Origin of the sequence: Bacillus hominis, assembly GCF_018332515.1 — a bacterium.
Classification (GTDB): domain Bacteria; phylum Bacillota; class Bacilli; order Bacillales; family Bacillaceae_G; genus Bacillus_A; species Bacillus_A hominis.
Map to the genome: position 1 here is coordinate 14,757 of NZ_BOQD01000075.1, position 22,210 is coordinate 36,966.

General features: G+C 36.4%; 19 protein-coding genes and 1 pseudogene. 7 read left to right on the plus strand and 13 right to left on the minus strand.

Features of this window, described 5'->3' with window-relative positions; genetic code table 11:
• Window positions 1-18: 18 nt before the first annotated feature.
• From KI356_RS08995 to KI356_RS09015, 5 genes are all read right to left on the minus strand, one after another.
• Window positions 19-723 (minus strand): ComFC family protein, encoded by a 705-nt coding sequence (locus tag KI356_RS08995; protein WP_212935279.1) that lies wholly within the window; start codon window positions 721-723, stop codon window positions 19-21.
• Window positions 723-2,072: an ATP-dependent helicase ComFA gene (gene comFA / locus KI356_RS09000; RefSeq protein WP_212935280.1), complete on the minus strand. Its 1,350-nt coding sequence runs from the start codon at window positions 2,070-2,072 to the stop codon at window positions 723-725. Before comFA ends, KI356_RS08995 begins: the two co-directional genes overlap by 1 nt.
• A 127-nt stretch (window positions 2,073-2,199) precedes the next feature.
• Window positions 2,200-3,486 (minus strand): C40 family peptidase, encoded by a 1,287-nt coding sequence (locus KI356_RS09005; RefSeq protein ID WP_238486186.1) that lies wholly within the window; start codon window positions 3,484-3,486, stop codon window positions 2,200-2,202.
• A 260-nt stretch (window positions 3,487-3,746) separates the two neighbouring features.
• Window positions 3,747-4,061 (minus strand): winged helix-turn-helix transcriptional regulator, encoded by a 315-nt coding sequence (locus tag KI356_RS09010; protein ID WP_002089608.1) that lies wholly within the window; start codon window positions 4,059-4,061, stop codon window positions 3,747-3,749.
• Window positions 4,062-4,234: 173 nt separating this feature from the next.
• Entirely contained in the window at window positions 4,235-5,077 is an 843-nt protein-coding gene (locus KI356_RS09015; RefSeq protein ID WP_002123993.1) for a DegV family protein, read from the minus strand.
• 238 nt (window positions 5,078-5,315) lie between these two features.
• Between KI356_RS09015 and KI356_RS09020 the strand changes: the two genes are divergently transcribed.
• Window positions 5,316-5,951: a YigZ family protein gene (locus KI356_RS09020; RefSeq protein ID WP_212935281.1), complete on the plus strand. Its 636-nt coding sequence runs from the start codon at window positions 5,316-5,318 to the stop codon at window positions 5,949-5,951.
• A gap of 74 nt (window positions 5,952-6,025) precedes the next feature.
• Window positions 6,026-7,153, plus strand: a complete 1,128-nt coding sequence (locus tag KI356_RS09025; protein WP_212935282.1) for an LCP family protein — start codon at window positions 6,026-6,028, stop codon at window positions 7,151-7,153.
• A gap of 103 nt (window positions 7,154-7,256) precedes the next feature.
• Here the strand turns inward: KI356_RS09025 and wecB are convergent, their stop codons facing one another.
• Both wecB and KI356_RS09035 read right to left on the minus strand, forming a co-directional pair.
• Window positions 7,257-8,372 carry a non-hydrolyzing UDP-N-acetylglucosamine 2-epimerase gene (gene wecB / locus KI356_RS09030; protein WP_002123986.1) on the minus strand — a complete coding sequence of 372 codons (1,116 nt, stop codon included), beginning with the start codon at window positions 8,370-8,372 and terminating at the stop codon, window positions 7,257-7,259.
• Window positions 8,373-8,447: 75 nt separating this feature from the next.
• Window positions 8,448-9,818: a UDP-glucose dehydrogenase family protein gene (locus KI356_RS09035; RefSeq protein ID WP_128281824.1), complete on the minus strand. Its 1,371-nt coding sequence runs from the start codon at window positions 9,816-9,818 to the stop codon at window positions 8,448-8,450.
• Window positions 9,819-10,269: 451 nt separating this feature from the next.
• Here KI356_RS09035 and tagO point away from each other — a divergent pair, with 451 nt between their 5' ends.
• From tagO to KI356_RS09050, 3 genes are all read left to right on the plus strand, one after another.
• A complete protein-coding gene (gene tagO, locus KI356_RS09040) occupies window positions 10,270-11,343 on the plus strand; it encodes a UDP-N-acetylglucosamine--undecaprenyl-phosphate N-acetylglucosaminephosphotransferase TagO (RefSeq protein ID WP_002123982.1) in 1,074 nt (357 codons plus the stop codon).
• 214 nt (window positions 11,344-11,557) lie between these two features.
• Window positions 11,558-12,295: a polysaccharide deacetylase family protein gene (locus KI356_RS09045; RefSeq protein WP_212935283.1), complete on the plus strand. Its 738-nt coding sequence runs from the start codon at window positions 11,558-11,560 to the stop codon at window positions 12,293-12,295.
• Window positions 12,296-12,552: 257 nt separating this feature from the next.
• Complete coding sequence (locus tag KI356_RS09050) at window positions 12,553-15,231, plus strand: sigma-54-dependent transcriptional regulator (RefSeq protein ID WP_128281822.1); 2,679 nt, start codon at window positions 12,553-12,555, stop codon at window positions 15,229-15,231.
• A 158-nt stretch (window positions 15,232-15,389) separates the two neighbouring features.
• On the opposite strand, the gene exsM is transcribed toward KI356_RS09050, so the two are convergent.
• Window positions 15,390-15,803, minus strand: coding sequence for an exosporium regulatory protein ExsM (exsM, locus tag KI356_RS09055; protein WP_128281821.1), 414 nt, complete (start codon window positions 15,801-15,803; stop codon window positions 15,390-15,392).
• 189 nt (window positions 15,804-15,992) lie between these two features.
• On the opposite strand from exsM, the gene KI356_RS09060 reads away from it, so the two are divergent.
• Window positions 15,993-17,174, plus strand: a complete 1,182-nt coding sequence (locus tag KI356_RS09060) for a chromate transporter (RefSeq protein WP_212935284.1) — start codon at window positions 15,993-15,995, stop codon at window positions 17,172-17,174.
• Window positions 17,175-17,214: 40 nt separating this feature from the next.
• Here KI356_RS09060 and chbG read toward each other — a convergent pair whose 3' ends face one another.
• From chbG to KI356_RS09085, 5 genes are all read right to left on the minus strand, one after another.
• Entirely contained in the window at window positions 17,215-17,919 is a 705-nt protein-coding gene (gene chbG / locus KI356_RS09065) for a chitin disaccharide deacetylase (RefSeq protein WP_128281819.1), read from the minus strand.
• 49 nt (window positions 17,920-17,968) lie between these two features.
• On the minus strand, window positions 17,969-19,294 hold the full coding sequence (celF, locus tag KI356_RS09070) for a 6-phospho-beta-glucosidase (RefSeq protein WP_002123970.1): 1,326 nt from the start codon (window positions 19,292-19,294) through the stop codon (window positions 17,969-17,971).
• A gap of 3 nt (window positions 19,295-19,297) precedes the next feature.
• Window positions 19,298-19,621 carry a PTS lactose/cellobiose transporter subunit IIA gene (locus KI356_RS09075; protein ID WP_000989054.1) on the minus strand — a complete coding sequence of 108 codons (324 nt, stop codon included), beginning with the start codon at window positions 19,619-19,621 and terminating at the stop codon, window positions 19,298-19,300.
• Between the two features lie 183 nt (window positions 19,622-19,804).
• The gene (gene celB / locus KI356_RS09080) at window positions 19,805-21,112 is read right to left on the minus strand and encodes a PTS cellobiose transporter subunit IIC (RefSeq protein ID WP_128281818.1); all 1,308 of its coding nucleotides are present in this window, start codon (window positions 21,110-21,112) and stop codon (window positions 19,805-19,807) included.
• A 16-nt stretch (window positions 21,113-21,128) separates the two neighbouring features.
• Window positions 21,129-21,431: a PTS sugar transporter subunit IIB gene (locus KI356_RS09085; protein WP_002123966.1), complete on the minus strand. Its 303-nt coding sequence runs from the start codon at window positions 21,429-21,431 to the stop codon at window positions 21,129-21,131.
• Between the two features lie 426 nt (window positions 21,432-21,857).
• Here KI356_RS09085 and KI356_RS09090 point away from each other — a divergent pair.
• Window positions 21,858-22,210, plus strand: a pseudogene (locus KI356_RS09090) (polyamine aminopropyltransferase); the annotation flags it as partial.

A 22,210-nucleotide genomic window follows, 5' to 3' on the forward strand; every position in this document is an offset into this window, starting at 1 on the left:
CCTTTCGACATTCACATATTAACCTCTACAAAGCGTCAAACAAGAAACCTCTCTCGCTCCTCGATCATACAAAAGGCTTCCAATTTGCCTAACAGTAATTCCCGTCGTATACACATCATCCACAATTAAAACATGTTGCTCATGAAACATCTCTTCTCCCTGAAAATAAAAAGGATTAACTCCAGATATCCTTTCTTTACGCTTCTTCTTACTTTGTTTTTCTGTTTCGATTCTTCTTAATGATGTACAAAACATTTTGATAGGTAAACAAGAAGCTAGTAACTCAGCTTGATTAAAACCACGCTCGTATTCTCTCTCTTCACTAAGGGGGACCGGAATAACAGCCGAAACATTCGCAAAATGTTTTTGAAAAAGACTTCGAAAAGGTTGATGAAAAATATGCACTAATTCAGCATCTCCTCGAAATTTAAACTGTGCTAATATTTCTTTCATCCCTTCATCATACACATACAACGAACGATTTATGAGAGACGGAAACCTCTGCTCGTTCGTCCACCTTATGCAATCCGTGCAAATATCCCCGTTTTTATATTCAGCTGGTACAAGTTCTAAGGGCCGACCACACTCCATGCAAATATCTCCTATAATATAGGAAAGTTTCCGCTCACATCTATCGCATATACACTTCTTATGAAGCTTAACAAAAAAAGTACACCAACTAATCGCGTATGAAATATACTCATCACAAAGTAGACAATGCATCAATCTATCAATCCTTGTTCTTTAGCATTTCTATTCATACTTTGAATATGTTTTTTCGCACGCACCATAGCCTCTGTCTTTCCATAATGAAAATAAACGACCTCTCCATTTGGTTCCTCAAAGCTTCTACCCGCTCGTCCTGCAATTTGAACGAGAGCACTTTCTGAAAATATTTCTTCCTCCGCTCCTAAAACTGCTACTTGTAAATTCTTCACAGTCACCCCTCGTTCCAAAATCGTCGTTGTAATTAATAAAGGGATTTCTCCCTTTCTGAAAGCTGCTACCTTCTCTTTTCTCACCGGATCTTCTGCATGCACACCGTCAATTTGATTGTTTAATGATTTTAATAACTGGCTAATTTCTTCTACATATCGCACATGAGGAACAAATAGAAAAATGGGGTATCGTTTAGATAAGTACATATTTAACCATTGTAATAAAGCACGAGGAATTTTTTTACGCATAAGACCCTTTTTCCAATTTCCGCACCATCGAAATATCGGGACTGGCAATGGATGACGATGATAACGTCCTGAAATAATAACCCCTTTTTGCTTACCATTCCGCAATTTACGCCTCCACTTTTCATCTGGAGTTGCAGTTAAATAAATACGTGCCGCTTTCTCTTTCATTGCTTGTTTTACTGCGTAATGTAACATCTTATCTGCATGATATGGAAAAGCATCTACCTCATCTACAATCATGACATGGAACGCTTTATAGTAACGTAACAATTGATGCGTAGTCGAAACGACTAACGCTGCATCTTTTTCACGATCTAAACTCCCTCCATACAAAGCTGCTACATTTATATCCGGAAACACTTCTTGTAACCTTGGTGCTAATTCAAGTACAACATCTGTTCTCGGCGTCGCAATACAAACTCTCTCTCCCTTTTGAAGTGCCTCTGCAATTCCATAAAACAACATTTCCGTCTTCCCAGCCCCGCACACAGCCCAAATAAAGAATGATTCTTTCCGCTTAACAGCAGTAACAACACCTTTTGCAGCCAATTCCTGTCCAGCAGACAAAACACCTTCCCACTGTAACGGATTCAAATAATTTTCTCCGCTTATTTCAGCAAATCCACGAACAAGTACAGCACATTCACTTACCCTGCCCAGTGTTATGCATTTCCGGCAATACGTACATACTTTACTGCACCTTTTACATAGAAATGATGCAAATAATCGCTGCTCTATATTTCCGCAGCGCTGGCACATATATTTTGAAGATTTCTTAATTACCCCTTGTACACAAACGACGTCTCGATTCTTTTTCAAGTGATCCAATTTATCCTGCAAATCTGAAGAAAGTTCTTCTAACAGTAACTGTCTACCAGCTAACATCATCAACCACCTCCAGCACTACTATAAATCCTTCTCTTTATCTCGTAAAAACTCAAAAAAGCCGATAACCTACTTATAAAATAGTAAGCTATCGACTTTATACACGTTTTTTATTCAATTATAAATCCTAGAATCTACCGTATCCTAAGAAATGTTTTTGGTTGTAGCTACTGCTTAAGCTAGAGTAAGCAATCCCTTTATCACCAGCATGAATCATTTGGTCGTTACCAACGTAAATACCGATGTGAGATGGACCTGGTTTATAAGTACCTTGGAAGAATACTAAATCTCCAGGTTGTGGGCTACTTACTTTAGAAACTGAGTTCCAGTAACCTGCAACGTCTTGACGACCTACACCAAATACGTAAGAAATGAATCCACTACAGTCAAAACCACCGTTTGATGGAGATGCACTTCCCCAAACATATGGTAAACCTAAGTATTGTTGTGCTTTACCAATTACGCCACCCGCATTTGAAGCTGGTGCTGGTGCTGGCGCTGGTGCTGGCTTTTCTTTTTTAGGCTCTTCTTTTTGAGCTTGTCCAGCATTATTTGCCGGAGCAGCTTGCTGTGCAGGCGCTTGCGCTGGTGCAGCTTGTTGAGCAGCTTGTTGAGCAGCTTGTTCTGCTTGTTTTTGAGCAGCGGCTTCTTGTGCAGCTTTTTCTTGCGCTTCCTGTTCAGCAATACGTTGTAATTGTAGTGCTTGTTTCTCAAGCTCTTTCAATTGACCTTCCGTACTTGTCATTGTAGTTACAACTGTATCCATTTTACCGCTTAAATCGTTTACTGCAGTTTCTTTTTTCGCTTTTTCAGCGTCAAGTTCTTTCTTAGCAGTTTCAATTTGAGCTTGTGCTTCTTTTAATTCTTTTTGTTTTTCTTTTACTGTCTCAACATCTTTTTTCACGTTCGTTTGATCTTCTTGTTGAGTTTTCATAATATCTTCGTCAGACGCAAGAATTTTAGACACAGAATTTAAACGATCAACTAAATCTGCAATATTTTTAGAGTTTACAAGCACTTCTGTTACAACGTTCGTGTTCGGTTGTTCTTGTAGTGCAACTAAACGTTTTCTTAATAACTCTTCACGTTTTGCAATCTTTGTTTGTAGTTCTGCAATATCTTTATTTTTATTTTCGATTAATTGCTCTGTATCAGAAACTTTTTTTGTTGTTTCATCAAGTTTTGAAGCGTTCTCTTGAACAGACTTATCCAAACCTTGGATTGTTTTGTTTAAGTCATTCATTTGCTTTTGTAATTCATCACGTTCTTGTTGTTGTTTATGTAAAGTATCATTTTGTGCGTTAATTTGTGATTTCACGTCAGAAATTTTATCTTCTGCAAATACATTTGGTGTTAGTCCTGAAAACATTAACCCTGCAACTAGTGCGCAAGATGCCATTTTTAGCTTTTTCATTTTATTTTTTACACCGCTTTCCTTTTCTTTTTCCGTATATAACCTATAAAATTTATACCATAATTCGGGAGTTTTTTTGCTAATGTTACGGTTTTGTAAAATAAATGTAATATTACATTTATCTCTATAGCAAAGTATATCTAAATTTGTATATATATGTAGAATTTCAAGAGCCTTACGCCGTTTTTTATAGAATTGAAAAAAACGTAAGGGAATCCCTTACGTTTTGAAAATACTCCAATATGAATGAGATAGAAACGTTACTTCATCCATTTTTCAGCCCAATTTTGGACCTCATCCATAACACTTTCCAACGCTTTCCCTTTATCAGTTACACCGTACTCGATTCTAACTGGTACTTCTGGATAAACATTACGAACTACAATACCTTCACCTTCTAATTCCTTTAAACGTTCTGACAACATACGATCGCTCATATTCGGTATAATATCTGCGATTTCTCTGAAACGTTTCGGCTCTTCAAGCAAAGATTTAATAATTAAGCCAGTCCATTTCTTACTAAGCATTGTAAAAGCTGACTCAAACTTTGGACATAAACAAGAATTATGCTCCATATGTTTCACCTCTCTTCTATTATAAAATAGTTTCTTGTAAAAAGTAAGTAATAAAACTTTCCTCATTATTTAATTTTACGTACATTTTACCATTTCCAAATATTAACTTGTCAAATTTTCGTAAAACATCCGTAAAAAAACCCTCTTCAAGTAAGAGAGCTTTTATATCTTTATCACTTCGTATACCAGCCTAAACCAAGCGCACCTTCACCTAAATGCGTCCCAATTACAGCTCCGAAATAACTCGTGCGAATTGTAACATGAGGGTATATCTCTTCTAATTCTTGTTTCCATTCATTAGCTTCTTCTTCACGATTCGCATGAATAATAACAGCTTCCATAGGCACACCTTTATTTGCCTGCTCATCAAAGATTTCAACGATACGCTTTAACGCTTTTTTACGCGTACGAATTTTTTCGAATGGAATAATTACTTTATCTCTAAAGTATAATACTGGTTTTACTTGTAACAAGCTACCGATGAAAGCTTGCGCGCTATTTAATCTTCCACCACGTTGTAAATGATGTAAGTCATCCACTACAAAATAAGCATCCATCGTTTGCTTCATTTCATCAAAGCGAGCGATAATCTCTTCTGGTGCCTTCCCTTCACTTGCTAATTTCGCACCTTCACGTACGAAAAACCCTTGTACTTCACAACTGATTTCAGAGTCATACGTATATACATCAATACCATCTACCATCTGGCCAGCTGTCGTTGCTGTTTGATATGTACCACTAATTCCACTTGAAAGATGAATACTAATAACTGCATCATATTCTTTAGATAATTCCTCATATAACTCTAAAAACTTTCCAATCGCCGGCTGCGAAGTTTTCGGAAGTTCTTCCTGTTCACGTACTTTTACATAAAAATCATTTGCTGAAATTTCAGCTTCTTCTTGATAAGATTCCGTTCCAAACACAACGTTTAATGAAATCATATATATATTCAGTTCGTCACGAATATGCTTCGGTATATATGCTGTACTATCAGTAACAATAGCTGTTTTCATTTTCGTACCTGCCTTATAAAAAATTTTTATCCCCTAATTTTACACGAAAACTAGAAAAGGTGCATCCATACATAAAAATGCCGATTAGAAACTGCAATCACCCGCTCGACAAATTACAACAAAAAGATAAAATACTCATCAAAAATTTCAACATATTTATAAAAAATGTTTGAATATAAAAACGACCGCTTTTAAAATGTAAAGTACTAGTCATTTTGAAAGATAGGGGCGTATATCATTGTTATTACAATATTTAACAATTAAAGGCTACGGCGAGCACGAAATTGTCATTCAAAAATCAAGATTCATTTGCTATGTGAGTCGCGCCACAACTGAAGAGGAAGCTCAAGCATTTATACAAAAAATAAAAAAACAGCATTGGAATGCAACACATAATTGTTCCGCATATTTAATCGGTGAACAAGATCAAATTCAAAAGGCAAACGATGACGGTGAACCAAGCGGCACAGCTGGTGTACCTATGTTAGAGGTATTAAAAAAACGAGGTCTAAAAGATACTGTCGTTGTCGCTACGCGCTATTTTGGCGGCATTAAACTTGGTGCTGGCGGATTAATTCGTGCATATGGAAAATGCACAAGTGAAGGTCTTAACCATGTAGGCGTTGTCCAGCGAAAACTAATGCGCGTTATGCAAACAGAAATTGATTACACTTTACTTGGCAAGATAGAAAATGAATTACGCAATTCAGAATATGCCATTAAAGATATACATTATCTAGAAAATGTCACATTTGATACATATGTAGAAGAGGACAAAAAACAACCATTCACAAATTGGATGATTGAACTAACAAACGGGAAATGTACAATTAAAGAAGAAGATATGTTGTACTTAGAACAAGATGTTAACTAAGAATAGCTAACGTATCGTCTTTAAAGATTAATGTAGTGAATTAATTCCCTACAAATGAACTAAGGAGATTATATATGGAAGAACGTTATTATCATCTCCAAAATAGCAGAATAAAAAAGAAACGTAGAAGAAAATTTTTCTTCCTTCTTATTTTCGCATTTTTATTTGGTAGCGTAGGACTTTATATGTTAAATTCCTACTCTTCTCTCATGGGGATGTACAGTGGATTTAACCGTGAAAAATCTGATTTAAGAACCGAAGATGTAGAAATTACAAAAGAACCTTTTACAATCCTCATTATGGGTATAGAGGATTATGCAACAGACGGTCAAAATGGTCGTACAGACTCATTAATGTTTGCGACAGTCAATCCGAAAACTCAAAAGGTTTCGCTTATGAGTATTCCTCGTGATAGTCGCGTTCCAATTGTTGGCAAAAATAAAGAAGATAAAATCAACGCTGCACATGCTTATGGCGGAGAGAAAATGGCAATCAAAACAGTCGAAGGGTTTCTAAAAGTTCCAGTCGATCACTATATTAAAATTGATTTCCAAGGCTTTAAAGGTATCGTTGATGCTGTTGGCGGTGTTACAGTCGATGTTCCCTTCGATTTTTGGGAACGTTCTGACGTGGATTACTACAAAAAAATTCAATTTAAGCAGGGGCAGCAAAACTTAAACGGTGAAGAAGCACTCGCTTACGTCCGTATGCGAAAGCAAGATCCAAATGGCGATTATGGTCGAGCAGCTAGACAAAGACAATTACTAGCCGCTGTTGCTCAAAAGCTAAATTCGGCCTCTACTGTATTTAAAATTAAAGATTTAACGACGGTCGTTGGAAAATATATAAAAACCGACATTCCTATTTCAGACGGACTTGCTCTTTACAATAAACTCTCTGGATTTGATCCTTCTACAATACAAACGTTAAAGATTGAAGGAGAAGACAAAAAAATAGGTGGTATTTATTACTTCCTTCCGGATCCAATTAGTGTAGAAACGGTACGTAAGGAAATTGAAAAAGAACTAGGGGAAAAAGAAAAAGCCCCAACAGAGACTACGAAAAATGAGAATACAAATTCCGATTCAAATTCTAACTCCAGCGCAAAGCCAAAGAAGGAACCGAGCGAGAACAAAACACCACCACCTCCTCCCCCTTCTACAAATGCTCATGCAGAGTGGATTATGAGGAATCATGAATAAAAAAAGAGCCAAATCGCATACGATTTGGCTCTTTTTATTTCACCCAATTGTTGTGGGCCAATAATAAACAGAAGATGAAAACCATATTTATTAAAGTTTCACTCTACTTGTTGAAATGTTGTAAAATCGCTTCTACAATACGTTCTGATGCACGGCCATCGCCGTAAGGGTTAGATGCTTTTGTCATCTTATCATGAGCTTCTTTATCAGATAACAACTCATCAGCAAGACCAAAGATTGTCTCTTCATCTGTTCCTGCTAATTTCAGCGTACCTGCTTCGATACCTTCTGGGCGTTCCGTCGTATCACGAAGGACAAGAACTGGTACACCTAGTGATGGTGCTTCCTCTTGTACACCACCAGAATCAGTTAGCATTAAGTATGAACGAGCTGCAACGTTATGGAAATCAATTACATCTAACGGTTCAATTAAATGAATGCGGCTATGCTCGCCTAAAATATCATTCGCTATTTCGCGAACAACAGGATTCATATGAACAGGATACACAACTTGTATATCTTCGTGCTTATCAACAAGACGCTTAATTGCACGGAACATATTACGCATTGGCTCCCCTAAGTTTTCACGACGATGTGCTGTCATAAGTACAAGACGATCATTTCCAAGTTTCTCTAACACCGAATGACTATAAGTTTCTTTTACAGTTGTCTTCAGTGCATCGATTGCTGTATTTCCTGTTACGAAAATACGTGACCCATCTTTATTTTCTTTTTGTAAGTTCGTTGCTGATTTTGTTGTAGGTGAGAAATGAAGATCCGCCATTACACCTGTTAGTTGGCGATTCATCTCTTCTGGATATGGAGAATACTTATCCCATGTACGAAGTCCTGCTTCAACATGTCCTACTGGAATTTGATTATAGAAAGCAGCTAAGCTTGCAATAAATGTCGTTGTTGTATCGCCGTGCACAAGTACGATATCAGGCTTCGCTTCTTTCATTACTTTATCTAAACCTTCTAAACCACGTGTTGTAATATCAATTAACGTTTGACGATCTTTCATGATATTCAAATCGAAATCTGGCGTAATTCCAAAGATATTTAATACTTGATCTAACATTTGACGGTGTTGTGCTGTTACAGTCACAATCGATTCGATTTTTTCTGGGTGCTTTTGCAACTCTAATACAAGAGGTGCCATTTTAATTGCTTCTGGTCGTGTCCCGAAAATTGTCATTACTTTTAAACGTTCAGTCATTTCATTGCCTCTTTTCTTTCACTAGTTACAACTTCTATTATTACATATAAAAATATGCATGTGAAAATACACTTTTTAACGCACCTGAGAAACATTACTATTACAGACGCCTTTTCGCCCAACTGAGTAATAATCTAATCCATGCTTCTCGGCATCCTCATTAGTATAACAATTTCTCCCATCAAATAGAATAGGTTCCCTCATAAGCTGTGCATACTTTTCTAGCGGATAATTTCGAATTGATTCCCATTCTGTTACGATAAAAACTACATGCGCCTCTCTAATCGATTCATCTATACACTCAGCGTATCGTATCGTATTTCCAAATAAACCTCTTACATTTTGAATAGCTTGCGGGTCATATACAACCACATCCGCACCTATATTGATTAATTCTTCTATTATAATAATTGATGGCGCTTCCCTAATATCGTCAGTATTCGGTTTGAATGCTGCACCAAGAACCGCGATTCGCTTCTTCTTCATATCTATAATTTTCTTCGCTTTTTCAACTAACAACAACTGTTGTTTATTATTCACTTCAATGACTGCTTTCAACAAGCGAAAATCATGAGAAACATTCCCTGCAATTTGCACAAGTGCTTTCGTATCTTTTGGAAAACAAGATCCTCCATATCCGATGCCGGCATTTAAAAAAGATGCACCAATTCTCTTATCCATCCCCATCCCTGTAGCTACATCTAATATATCTGCACCCACTTGCTCACATATATTAGAAATTTCATTAATAAAACTAATCTTCGTAGCTAAAAAAGCATTAGATGCATATTTAATCATCTCAGCACTTCGAATATCTGTAATATACGTTTTTAAGCTTAATTTGCTGTACAAATTCTCTACTTTCCTTGCCGCTTCTTCACTACATGCTCCAATTACAATACGATCACCCTGAAAAAAATCATAAATACCAGAACCTTCCCTTAAAAATTCTGGATTCGATACAATATATAATTCATGTCTACCTTGTAGTTTCTCCTCAATCCATTTTCTCATTACATCATTTGTCCCTACAGGAACCGTACTTTTCGTAACAACAATAATATCATTATTCACATATGTTCCAATATCCTCACAAGCACTACGAATATACGTTAAATCTGCTGTTCCATCTAATGAAGACGGCGTTCCAACTGCAATAAATATAAACTCTACATCATTAAATGCCGTTGATTTACTTGCTGTAAACGTTAAATGATTATTCTCGTATGCTTCATTTATTAATTCATTTAATCCATATTCATAAATAGGTAACTTGCCTTGTTTAATCCGTTCAATTTTTTCACTATTTATATCGAAACACGTGACCGAGTGTCCTAATCTCGCCAATCCTACTCCTGTAATCAATCCAACATATCCGGTACCTATTATCGTAATTTTCATTTTCCTTTCGCACAGGAATATACATAAGAAAATATACGAATACATAGAATTCTCCCTGTGCTTCCCCCTCTCACACTAAGAATGAGAAAACTCTTTCACTTCTTTATTATATGAATTGTTTTTTTATTCTTTTTTAAGATTTTGTAAAGTTAAATGATGCAATATATACAAAATGTAAATTCCCACATTTTAACACGGAACTTACTCATTTTTACGTGCAACACTTATAATACTGAAACAAAAGTCATCGCTATATGAGAGGGAAGTACAATGTCATATTACAAGCCACAATATGAGATCAACCTTCTCAAACGACACAACATTCCATATCCAATTGTCATATATTCCATTCACTCCCCTTTACAGCCGAAAGAAAAAAAGATTGAATTCTAATCTTTTTGTGATACCATATGTTATGAGCCTGTAAATAAACATCATAATTTTCAGATAAATACGATTAAAAAAATTACGTTAAACTATAAAGGGTGGGGTATTAATGGACTCACAAGTGATTTATGCCATTTTGGCATCTTTCATCACTGTACTCGTCGTTACTCCTTTAGTTATTAAATTAGCTTTTAAAATAGGAGCAACAGATAAGCCAAACGCGCGTAAAGTACACCAAAAAATTATGCCTCGTCTTGGTGGGTTAGCAATTTTCATTGGTGTAGCTGTAGGATTTGTTGTCGGTGGATTGTACGAACAAAGAATGCTATCGATAACTTTAGGTGCTATCATTATTGTTATCATCGGGATTTTAGATGATATGTACGAACTATCTGCGAAGGTAAAATTCGGTGGACAACTATTAGTTGCCATCATGATTGTAAAAAGTGGATTATTAGTGCAAGTATTATATATTCCAATCCTTGGAGATACTGAACTCGGATGGCTAGCTTATCCAATTACAGTATTTTGGATTGTAGGTATTACAAATGCCATCAACTTAATTGATGGATTAGATGGATTATCCGCAGGGATTTCATCTATCGTACTTGCAACGCTAGCATATATGGCCCTCACTAGTCCATGGGGTACTGGAGCGGCTATTATCTTGCCTCTAGCACTGATTACATTAGCAAGTACAATTGGATTTTTATTCTATAACTTCCATCCAGCAAAGATTTTCATGGGAGATACAGGAGCACTATTTTTAGGATACTGTATTTCTGTTATATCGTTACTTGGATTATACAAAAGCGTAACGTTATTCAGCTTTATCGTTCCAGTTATCATTTTAGGCGTACCTGTATTTGATACGACATTTGCGATCATCCGCCGTATCGTTAATAAAAAACCTATTTCAGCACCAGATAAATCGCATTTACATCACCGCTTACTTGCAATGGGATTCTCTCATCGTAAAACGGTACTAATTATTTACGCATTTGGTATTTTCTTTAGTATAAATGCAATTATTTTCAGTAGTGCGACATTATGGTTATCCATTATTCTTCTTTTCGTTTTAATCTTCTTTACAGAAATCATTGCTGAAGTAATCGGACTTGTACACGAACGTTACAAACCAATTATTTCCTTCTATAAAAAAGTGAAAAAACGCGAAGACTAATTGTAGTATAGCCTTTACTGTTATGAAATATTCAAATAGCATCCTCTTTCTTGGAAGAGGATGCTATTTTTTTGTTTTTTATTCCTTATTTCCTATTTCCAAAATATAGATTGTTTGAGAGTCCCTCTATTGGAGAAAGATATACGTATAGCGAAGATAATGAGGAAAATATCAAATTTTTTACATCTTGATTGTCAAACTGAGGGTGAATGTTATGATCAAGCGATTACTTCAATGTATAATTTTATTTTTATCTATTACTATGTACGCATCATCGAATACAAAAGCAACTACAGACATTCAAGCAGAAGATCACCAAAGCACTCAAACTACCTCTCCTACACAAAAAATTGCGTACTTAACATTTGATGACGGACCAAATAAATACACACCACAAATTTTAAATATTTTAAAAGAGAAGAACGGGAAAGCAACTTTCTTCGTTATTGGCGGAAAGGTGCCACATTATAAAAAAACGATGGAGCGATTGATTAAAGATGGACATTATATCGGTCTCCATAGTATGTCACATGATGTAAAACGTCTTTATACTGGCGATCCATCTGTTTTAATTGCAGAAATGGAGCAAACCAAAAACATTGTCCAGCAAGTTACACATTTAAATACACATCTCGTTCGTGTCCCATACGGTAGCATGCCTTACTTAAAAAAGAATTACCGCGACGCACTCGTATCTGCCCAGTATAAAATGTGGGATTGGACAATTGATACATATGACTGGAAAAGCTATGATAATCCTTCCGCAATACTAGAAAGAGTGCGAAATCAAAGCGATGAACAAGTAGAGGTTATTTTAATGCATGATTCTAGTGTCACAGTGCAAATACTCCCAAAAGTAATTGACTATTTGCAATCACAAGGGTATAAACTACTTCCCTATAATCCATCTTCCCATCTCGAAGTGAATTTTTGGAAAGACACAAGATTGTAACAGCTTTAGTACATATGTACTAAAGCTGTTTTATCCCGCGTTAACGGGCAGTAAGACTCCCACCTCAAAATTCAGCTGTAACAAAGAAGTTAGGTGGGAGTCGGGCTGCCCGTAAACGCCCGATTGGTGAAGGCTAATAATCAGTGGGGGATGAACAAAACCCCCACTGATTAAAGTTTCACTTTATTTTTCTCTTCCCACACTTCTCATTTTTGTGTAGAATTTTAAGTAGTGATGAAGTTTCGAGGTGAATAGAAATGAAACGAATAGATCTCATTTTTAACGCAATACAAAAAGGGAATTATACAGAAGGTGTAACAGCATCAGAACTCGCTACACTTCTACAGTTAGACCGTGCAAATGTTAGTAGCGATTTAAACAAGCTTGTGAAAGATAATCGTTTATTAAAAACGAGTACACGCCCTGTCCGTTTTTATATAGAAACGAACACTTCATTGGAAACGCATTCAACAAAGGGCACTTCATTAGATACATTTGCTATTGAAAATACAAGCCTAAAAATTGCTATTGAAAAAGCAAAAGCTTCTATTCTCTACCCTCCAAACGGTATGCATACTTTACTACTTGGAGAAACTGGTGTCGGAAAATCGATGTTCGCTTCTTTAATGCACGAATACGCAATTGAAGTGGAACAACTTCCAAAAGATGCACCTTTTATCGTCTTTAACTGTGCTGATTATGCAAACAATCCACAACTACTACTTGGACAGTTATTTGGGATAAAAAAAGGAGCTTACACAGGTGCCAGTGATCAAAAAGGATTAATTGAAAAAGCACATGAAGGAATCCTTTTCTTAGATGAAGTACATCGCCTTCCTCCAGAAGGACAAGAGATGCTCTTCACATTTATTGATCGCGGAGTATACCGCCGCCTTGGAGAAACGGAAAATGAACGTAAGGCACGAGTGTTAATTATTACTGCAACAACCGAAGAACCAAATTCATTTTTATTAAAAACATTTACAAGACGTATTCCGATGACCGTTACGCTTCCACCACTTCGTGAGCGAACACATAAAGAACGGTTTGCTTTACTACAGCTGTTTTTCATAAATGAAGCAATTCGTCTAAGAAAAGAGATTCATGTTAGTCCAAATGCAATGCGCGCTTTCGTCTTTTACAATTGCCCAAATAACATTGGCCAATTGAAAACGGACGTACAAATTGCCTGTGCGAAAGCTTATTCTGATTTCGTAACAAAAAAACGTGATTCTGTCTGTGTTTCAAGTACAGATTTACCTTGGTATATGAAAGAGGGATTATTTATTGAAAGAAAGAGCCGTCATCTATATCAAATACCAAATGAAACATTTGTATTTACAGGTGATGAAGGTTGGAGTAAGCATACAATAGAACCAGAAGAAAGTCGCTCTTCTATTTACGATTATATTGATTATAAATATGAAGAACTTCAAGCACGCGGTATTGAAGAGGAAGAATTAGAATTACTAATAGAAAATGATATTCAAAGCTTTTTCGTCCAATACTTTAACCAAATATCTAAAAAAACAAGTCATGAAAATGTGTTTAAAATTGTGGATCGTAATATCGTTTCCGTATGTGAAAAAATTGCGGAACTAGCTGAAAAATATTTATCTAAGACTTTTGATGAAAAAGTGTTTCTCGCTTTAAGTTTACATGTACAGACAACTCTACAACGTTTGCAAGGTGGGAAACAAATTCACCACCCACAATTAAATCAAATTCGTACGAAGCATAAAGAAGCTTTTTCCGTAGCTATGCAATGTATTCAGCTATTAGAAGAAGAATTACAAATAACAATGCCTATTGATGAAGCTGGCTTTTTAACAATGTTCTTCGTTGTTGATCCAATTCCTGCCTCACAAACAGAAGTAAAAGTATTAATATTAGCACACGGTAATGGCATCGCAACAGAAATGGCAAACGTTGCAAACGAACTTCTCGGTATTGATGAAGTAACTGGTATCGATATGCCCTTGCATGAATCGCCAAAAGATTTCTTAGAGCGCGTTAAAGTGTATATGAAAACACTTCAAAATGTAAACGGGCTTCTCTTACTTGTTGATATGGGATCTCTCGCTTATATTGGTGATATATTAGAAACTGAATTCAAAATCCCTGTACGTGTCCTTTCAATGACGAGCACACCGCACGCACTAGAAGCAGCTCGAAAAGCTCAGCTTGGCTATTCATTAGATGCACTATACGAAACAGTGAAGAACTTAACGCCGTTCTATTTAAACGTACAGGAAGAAAAGAAAAAGCCACTGTCGCCAATGAAATCCGTGATTTTAACAGCTTGTTTAACTGGCGAAGGAAGTGCTTTAGCAATTCAAAAAATGTTAGAAAACTATTTACGCTTTGATAAAGACTTAATTGAAATTATTCCGATTAGCATCGTTCATGAAAAAGATTTAACGAAAATGATTGAGAACATTAAGAAAGAACGTAACATCATTTGTATCGTCACAAATTTCGATGTGCAAGTACCTTGCTTAACATATCATTTCCAAGACATTGTGAACTACACAGCTATTCAACCAATTCAAGAATTGATTACGTATGAAGAAACATATGCAAAAATGGCTGATATCCTTGAACAACAAATGCAGCGTAACGATGGGGCATTACTTATTAAAACAATTCGTTATGCATTAAATACAATTCAAGAATTGATTTCTTTACAGCTAACTCCCGACAGTTTAATGGGTGTGATTTTGCATATGAGCTGTATGGTTGATCGTCTTCAAAAAGGCGAAAGTCTCCTCCCTCATCCTGATAAAGAGAAACGAAGACAAGATGAGTACTGGATGTATATGAAAGTGAAAAAAGCACTGCAACCTATCGAAAATACATTTGAAATACAAATACCAGATGACGAAGTATTTTATGTAATGGACTTCTTCATCAAAAATCAACCTGTAAAGAATTAAACTAGGCGATATTTTCAAGTAGTACCCTAGTACGTAGCAACTGAAATTATATTAGCGTTTTTTAAAATATATTGATTTACCGACAATAATCAACAATAGTAGCACTCTATATAATTAGAAAAGGCTGTTCCAAAATATTTTTTGGACAGCCTTTTCGCTTACTTCTTTACTTCCCTTATTCTCCCCCTTATTTCTCCCTTTTTATTAGATTTCGTATAAACATTTACATATACATTTGCTTGCATTATCTCTTGAAACAAGCTTTCAAATGCTCTCCCCTGTAAAGGCCCTTCAAAATCATCCACTTTAGCTACACCAGTAACGACTCCTTCATTCACACTAATTCCTTGCTCTAACGGACCAAACAAACTTAAAACAGCTGGACCAATTTGATTCGCTTTCCCTAAATGAATTTGGCATGACGTGATTTTTTTTATGTTTTTTAATATAACCCGATATTGCAACTTCTTTAAATCTTCACTAAAAATGAGCTCTGTTACACCGTAAGCTTCTGTATTTACAGGAGGTACTTCCCTCTTTCCTGTTAACCTAGCAAAGAAATGTGTTGTCATACGGGCATTCTCCTCATATAAATTTCCCAGCACTACTTCTACTACTTTATGGTTTAGACATAATCATTTATGACTTTTTCAATTGTTAATTCCTACAAAAAGATTCACACAATCTTTACATTAAAATCGTTTCTTTCGCTTTACTCCCTCTTGTATAATGCACTTAGAAAAACAGTCTAGGAGGAAATTTTGAAAAATAATAACTGCTCTTTCCAATCATTAATAGAGATTTTTCTCGTATCATTTAAATTAGGACTTACTTCATTCGGTGGTCCCGTCGCCCATCTTGGTTATTTCCACCACGAATACGTGCAAAAAAGAAAATGGATGGATGAACGAAGTTACGGAGACTTAGTAGCGCTATGTCAATTCCTTCCTGGCCCTGCTAGCAGCCAAGTCGGTATGGGCGTTGGGTTATTACGCGGCGGATTATTAGGAGCAATTATTTCATGGATTGGATTCACTCTACCATCTGTGCTCGTTTTAGTTTTCTTCGCTTCCTTCCTTAACCAGTTCGAACTTGGAAGTACAGGCTGGATTCATGGACTGAAACTTGTAGCGGTCGCAATTGTCGCTCATGCAATATGGGGAATGGCTCAAAAGTTAACACCGGACCGAAACCGCGCAACAATCGCGATTGTAACTGCCGCAATCGCCCTATTATGGCCAAGTAGCTGGACACAAGTCATTCTCATTATAGTATCTGGCTTTATTGGTTGGTTTTTATATCGCGGTCAGCCAATTAGCCAAGCAAATAAAATAAACGTACCTATTTCAAAAATGGTAGCTATGTCTTGTCTCGTCTTATTCTTCGGGCTATTAATACTGCTACCAATGTTACGACCGTACTCTTATTTCATCTCTTTATTCGACAGCTTCTATCGCTCTGGTGCACTTGTATTTGGCGGAGGACACGTCGTACTTCCTCTTCTTGAAAGTGAGTTTGTACAAAACGGAATGATGACAAAAGAACAATTTCTAGCTGGATACGGATTAACACAAGCAGTACCAGGTCCTCTCTTTACATTCGCTTCTTATATAGGAGCAGTGTTAAACGGAACTGCCGGGGCAGTAATCGCAACAATCGCTATCTTTCTTCCTGCCTTCCTGCTCGTTATTGGCGTTTTACCATTTTGGGACAGTGTAAGGAGAGTATCTTACATACAAGGCGCACTACTTGGAGTAAATGCAGCCGTTGTCGGTATTTTACTAGCAGCTTTTTATGATCCAATTTGGACGAGTACAATTATGAATTCTGTAGATTTCGTTTTTGCTTCTCTTCTATTTTGCTTACTCGCTTTTTGGAAAACACCACCTTGGATTATCGTTATACTCGGATTCTTCGGTGGATATGTTCTATCCATTTTGTAAGCATAAAAAACGACGGTCATATTTAACCGTCGTTTTCTTATTAAAACTTCACAAGCTCTATTCCTTCTGGTAACTCGCTCTCCGTTAAAATACGCAACTCTTTCACGCGATCCATTACATAAGAAGAACGTTTCAAAAGCTCTGGATCAATATAAGCTGGATGCACCATAATTTCTACCGTTTGTTCATCCTGTACTCTTTCTTTTAACTTCACAAAGTAATCTTCCGTCACACCGTCAGCATAAAAATCACTGTAAAACACATCAGAAAATGGGTGCACCGCTCGCTCTTCCGCACAACGACGAATTGGAACATTGTATTTACTTCCTAATCTCTCAAGAACGTCGTGTAAAAGCGTTAATCCATGCACGTGATGATGACTATCTAAATGAGTTGGTGTTAAACCGTAAGACAAAAATTTCTCAATTTGAGCCGTCCACTCTCTTTCAACCTCTTCTGGATTTATATTTCCTTCCCATACAACACTTTGTTTATGAAACAATCCATCGCTACTCACAAGTGATGGTACATCCTTTAAAAGTGGTTCTCCTGCTGTTAATACGAGATGCACTCCTACCCCTAACGTTTTATATTCTTTCGCTAAACGCACAGCATGCTCTGTTCCTGGCATATTCATCATCATCGTCGTTGAATTTACAAGCCCGTTTTTATGTCCATCAATAATTCCGTAATTCGTACCTTCTGTAAGACCGAAATCATCTGCATTTACAATTAGATTAATCATCGCAATACCTCCTACTAGAATTAAAAAAAGCGGGCTAAATAGCGCCGCTTTATTTCTCTATCTTCTTAAAGAATTGTGGAAGATGTTCTTTATGTGCTTCCAACATTTCATCTAAAATTTGTTTTGCAACTTTATCTGATGGTACAAGTGGATTAATTGTCATAGCAAGCAGCGCCTTATGATAATCCCCTGTAATAGCAGCTTCAATTGTTGTGCGCTCAAATGATTTAATTTGCTGTACTAAACCGCGAACTGGTACCGGTAAGTCTCCAACCGCAATTGGTTTTGGACCTTCTTTCGTAATAATACAGTTCACTTCAACAGCCGAATCATGTGGCAAGCTTGCAATTGTTCCGTTGTTTCGTGTATTAACAGGCTGGATATCACCTTTATTATTGTAAATAGACGTAATTAAGCTACATGCTGCGTCACTATAATAAGCTCCGCCGCGTTTTTCTAATTGTGGTGGCTTAATATCTAAATTCGGGTCTTTATATAACTCGAATAAATCATCTTCTAATTGTTTTACTACTTCTGCACGTGTACCTTTTTCAATCGAAGCTTCTTTCTCTTCTTCTAACATTTCACGTGTTTTATAGTAGTAGCGATGGTACGGGCATGGAATAGCGCGAAGACCGCGAATAAAGTCTGGCTCCCAGTTAAGCGCAGCAATGTTTTCCATCGTAATTTGCTTTTCTGGATCTGTTACAAGTTCTAGTACTCGATCCATTACGCTTACTCCATCTAAGTATACATCTAATCCGTATACCATATGATTTAAACCAGCGAAATCAACGTGTACGCGACTTGCATCTACTTCAAGTAATCTTGCAAGACCCATGCGAATTCCGATTGGAACGTTACATAGACCAACTACCCTTTGAATATTCGTGTAGCGAAGTACAGCTTCTGTTACCATACCTGCCGGGTTTGCGAAGTTAATAAGCCATGCATTTGGACATAGCTCCTCCATGTCCTTACAAATATCTAAAATAACAGGAATCGTTCTCAGTGCTTTAAATAAACCACCAGGACCATTCGTTTCCTGACCAATTACATCATATTTTAATGGAATTGCTTCATCTTTTGCACGAGCTTCTAATAAACCAACGCGAAGCTGCGTTGTTACGAAATCAGCATCTTTTAATGCCTCACGGCGATCAAGTGTTAAATGAATATCAATCGGTAAACCTGATTTTTTCACCATACGTTTCGCTAAGTTACCAACGATTTCTAACTTCTCTTTTCCTGCCTCAATATCTACTAACCAAATTTCACGAACAGGAAGCTCATCATAACGTTTAATAAATCCTTCAATTAACTCTGGTGTATAACTAGATCCACCGCCGATTGTAGCAATTTTAATTCCAGTCATGCTTTATTCCCCTTTCGCTTCTAGCTTTTTATAAAGGTCAATAAATTCTGCTGCTAATTCTTTTACTGTAATAGAATTCATTAAATGATCTTGCGCATGAATTAAAAGAACACTAATCTCTGTTTTTTCCCCTCTTGCTTCTGATTGTATGAGCTCTGTTTGGAAATGATGCGCTTCATTAATCGCTTCTTTCGCCTTTACCATCGCTTCATCTGCTTCTGCCATTTTCCCCTGTTTGGCAAATTGAAGTGCCTCCATTGCAAAGCTTCGTGCATTACCACTATTTAAAATCAATTGGAATGGAATTTGTTCTGCTGTAGTCATCATAATTACCGCCCTCTCTATTATGGTTCAACCGATTTAAATACCCCTTCAGTTTGAACATTTCTATTAAAGTATTAATTTATTAATGATAGTTTGGTGTTCTTATAGATGGGTCTCATCTTTTTGAACATGATATAAAGGTAATTGTTCTCACAGATAATGTTGTCTGTGAGAACAATTATTATGTTACATAGGTAAAGAGTTGTTATTTCCTTGTGCTGCTGCTTTTTCAGTACGAACAACTGAACGGTCAGATAACACAACGAATGGATAATAGATTACCATTGCAATTACAAAGTTAAATAACTGTAGAATCGCACCAGAAATATGTCCACCTGTTACAAGATAACCACTAATAATTGGTGGTGTTGCCCATGGAATCATCACAACTGTTTTTGGTACCCAACCAATAGATATAGCTGTATAAGAAGTAATTACTAATACAATTGGTGTTAGGATAAACGGTAAGAATAAAATTGGATTTAAAATAATTGGTGTACCAAAGATTACTGGTTCGTTAATGTTGAATGCACCTGGACCAATTGATAGACGCGATACACCACGTAGTTGTGCACTTTTTGCTACAAGTAATACCACTACTAAGAATGCTAATGTTGCACCAGAACCACCAAGGTATACGAAAGTATCAAAGAATGGTTTTGTAATAATATTTGGAACATCAAATGCAGATGTACCACCTTTGAATAAATTCATATTTTTCTCTAATGCCGGTAAGTATAATGGCTCAATAATACCACCAACGATATTTGGCCCATGTAAACCGAAGAACCAAAGAAGATGAACAAGGATTACAATGATAATTGCACTTGGTAATGTCCCTGCTAAACTTTGCAGTGGTGATTGAATCGTATTAAAGATAAATTCATGAACACTTGTACCAGCTAATTTCACTGCTAATTGAATACCAGCAACTACTGTTAAAATAACAAATGCTGGAACTATAGCTGCGAAAGATCTTAAAACTGCTGGTGGTACTCCATCAGGCATTTTAAAAGTAATGTTTCTTTGTACAAAGAAACGGAATACTTCAGTAACAAGAAGTGCTACGATAATTGCTACGAATAACCCTTGTGCACCTGTCCAAGCTAAGTTCAATCCGCCTTCTTTCGGTGTTGTTGGCGTAAGAATAATTAACGCACCAAATGAAATAATACCTGCTGACAAACCATCAACGCCGTAAGATTTTGCTAAGTTATAACTTGTTGTAAATGCTATGATTAGTGCTAGAATTGCGAAAGAACCGGTCCACATTCCACCGCCAACTTGTTTCCACGTTTCACCAAACAAACCTTTCATGAAATCTTGGAAAGCCTCAGATGGAAAACCATTAATTAGTGATGCAAGTGCACCAACTAAAATAAGTGGCATAACTGCAATAAATCCATCACGGATCGCAGCTAAGTGACGTTGCGATCCGATTTTACCAGCGACAGGAACAATATATTTCTCCATAAATGCAATAAACTTTTGCATTTCGCTTCCCCCCTAATTATTTTTTAAGTGTTAATGCGTGATCTAAAACTGCTTCTCCATTCATCATGCCGTAGTGCATTGGGTTAATAACATCGATTCCAACGCTTTTTTCATCAGCAAGCGTTTTCATTGAAGAAAGCATGTAACGAACTTGCGGTCCTAATAATAATACATCTGCTTGATCGATATTGTTTTTTACTGCATCCCCAGATACAGCCCAGATCTTACCTTCTAGACCGCGAGCTTTTGCAGCCGCTTCCATTTTTGTAACTAGTAAACTTGTAGACATCCCTGCTGAACAACATAATAAAATATTCATTTATAAATCCCCCTTGTGTGGTATAAAAAATTTATGTTTTTTATTTTTCTTTACGCTATTTATTAATGCAATTAGCGTGCCAACTTTTTAAAACGCCTAAAATCAGCGTTTTTTCGAGCAATTCATTTGTGTGTTACCGCTTTCAATCAGTGTGTCACCAAAAAAACACACAGTGTGTTATAAAACAACACGCTTTTAACACATAACTGTATGAAAATAGATTAGTGTTTAGTTGTCTAGTTGTATTTAAAATAAAAAAACACTAAATTTTTTTAAAGCGTGAAAATATAATAACGAAAAATATAATATTTCGACTCATATCAAAAACAAATACCTATTCAAGATACTCGTCTAACTATTGTCCAGTCACACTCTATTAAATTACATAGAATAGAATAAGATAAAGTATTTTGAAAGGGGATTCCAATGCCAAAGCATAGAAAAAAGAATAGAATGAAGATTTATAGAATACAGTTTCAAAATAAATGGTATAAACATGAAGAGGGGTCTGAATTAGATTCAAACACGTATAAACTAGACAAACAGGACACTGAAGATACGCAAGACAAGCAAGATAAACAGGACGAACCAAGTAAAACAGACAAACAAGATAAACAAGACAGACCGGTTAAACCAGACAAACAGGATAAACAAGACAAGCAGGACAAACAGGACAAACAGGACAAGCAGGACAAACAGGACAAACAAGACAGACCAGGTAAACCAGACAAGCAAGATAAACAAGACAGACCAGGTAAACCAGACAAACAAGATAAACA

Bases quoted from the DNA above. Each gene is read 5' to 3' on its own strand.
- KI356_RS08995 (WP_212935279.1), bottom strand. From the start codon at position 723: ATGCATTGTCTACTTTGTGATGAGTATATTTCATACGCGATTAGTTGG.
- comFA (WP_212935280.1), bottom strand. From the start codon at position 2,072: ATGTTAGCTGGTAGACAGTTACTGTTAGAAGAACTTTCTTCAGATTTG.
- KI356_RS09005 (WP_238486186.1), bottom strand. From the start codon at position 3,486: ATGAAAAAGCTAAAAATGGCATCTTGCGCACTAGTTGCAGGGTTAATG.
- KI356_RS09010 (WP_002089608.1), bottom strand. From the start codon at position 4,061: ATGGAGCATAATTCTTGTTTATGTCCAAAGTTTGAGTCAGCTTTTACA.
- KI356_RS09015 (WP_002123993.1), bottom strand. From the start codon at position 5,077: ATGAAAACAGCTATTGTTACTGATAGTACAGCATATATACCGAAGCAT.
- KI356_RS09025 (WP_212935282.1), top strand. From the start codon at position 6,026: ATGGAAGAACGTTATTATCATCTCCAAAATAGCAGAATAAAAAAGAAA.
- wecB (WP_002123986.1), bottom strand. From the start codon at position 8,372: ATGACTGAACGTTTAAAAGTAATGACAATTTTCGGGACACGACCAGAA.
- KI356_RS09035 (WP_128281824.1), bottom strand. From the start codon at position 9,818: ATGTATTCGTATATTTTCTTATGTATATTCCTGTGCGAAAGGAAAATG.
- tagO (WP_002123982.1), top strand. From the start codon at position 10,270: ATGGACTCACAAGTGATTTATGCCATTTTGGCATCTTTCATCACTGTA.
- KI356_RS09045 (WP_212935283.1), top strand. From the start codon at position 11,558: ATGATCAAGCGATTACTTCAATGTATAATTTTATTTTTATCTATTACT.
- KI356_RS09050 (WP_128281822.1), top strand. From the start codon at position 12,553: ATGAAACGAATAGATCTCATTTTTAACGCAATACAAAAAGGGAATTAT.
- exsM (WP_128281821.1), bottom strand. From the start codon at position 15,803: ATGACAACACATTTCTTTGCTAGGTTAACAGGAAAGAGGGAAGTACCT.
- chbG (WP_128281819.1), bottom strand. From the start codon at position 17,919: ATGATTAATCTAATTGTAAATGCAGATGATTTCGGTCTTACAGAAGGT.
- celF (WP_002123970.1), bottom strand. From the start codon at position 19,294: ATGACTGGAATTAAAATTGCTACAATCGGCGGTGGATCTAGTTATACA.
- KI356_RS09075 (WP_000989054.1), bottom strand. From the start codon at position 19,621: ATGATGACTACAGCAGAACAAATTCCATTCCAATTGATTTTAAATAGT.
- celB (WP_128281818.1), bottom strand. From the start codon at position 21,112: ATGCAAAAGTTTATTGCATTTATGGAGAAATATATTGTTCCTGTCGCT.
- KI356_RS09085 (WP_002123966.1), bottom strand. From the start codon at position 21,431: ATGAATATTTTATTATGTTGTTCAGCAGGGATGTCTACAAGTTTACTA.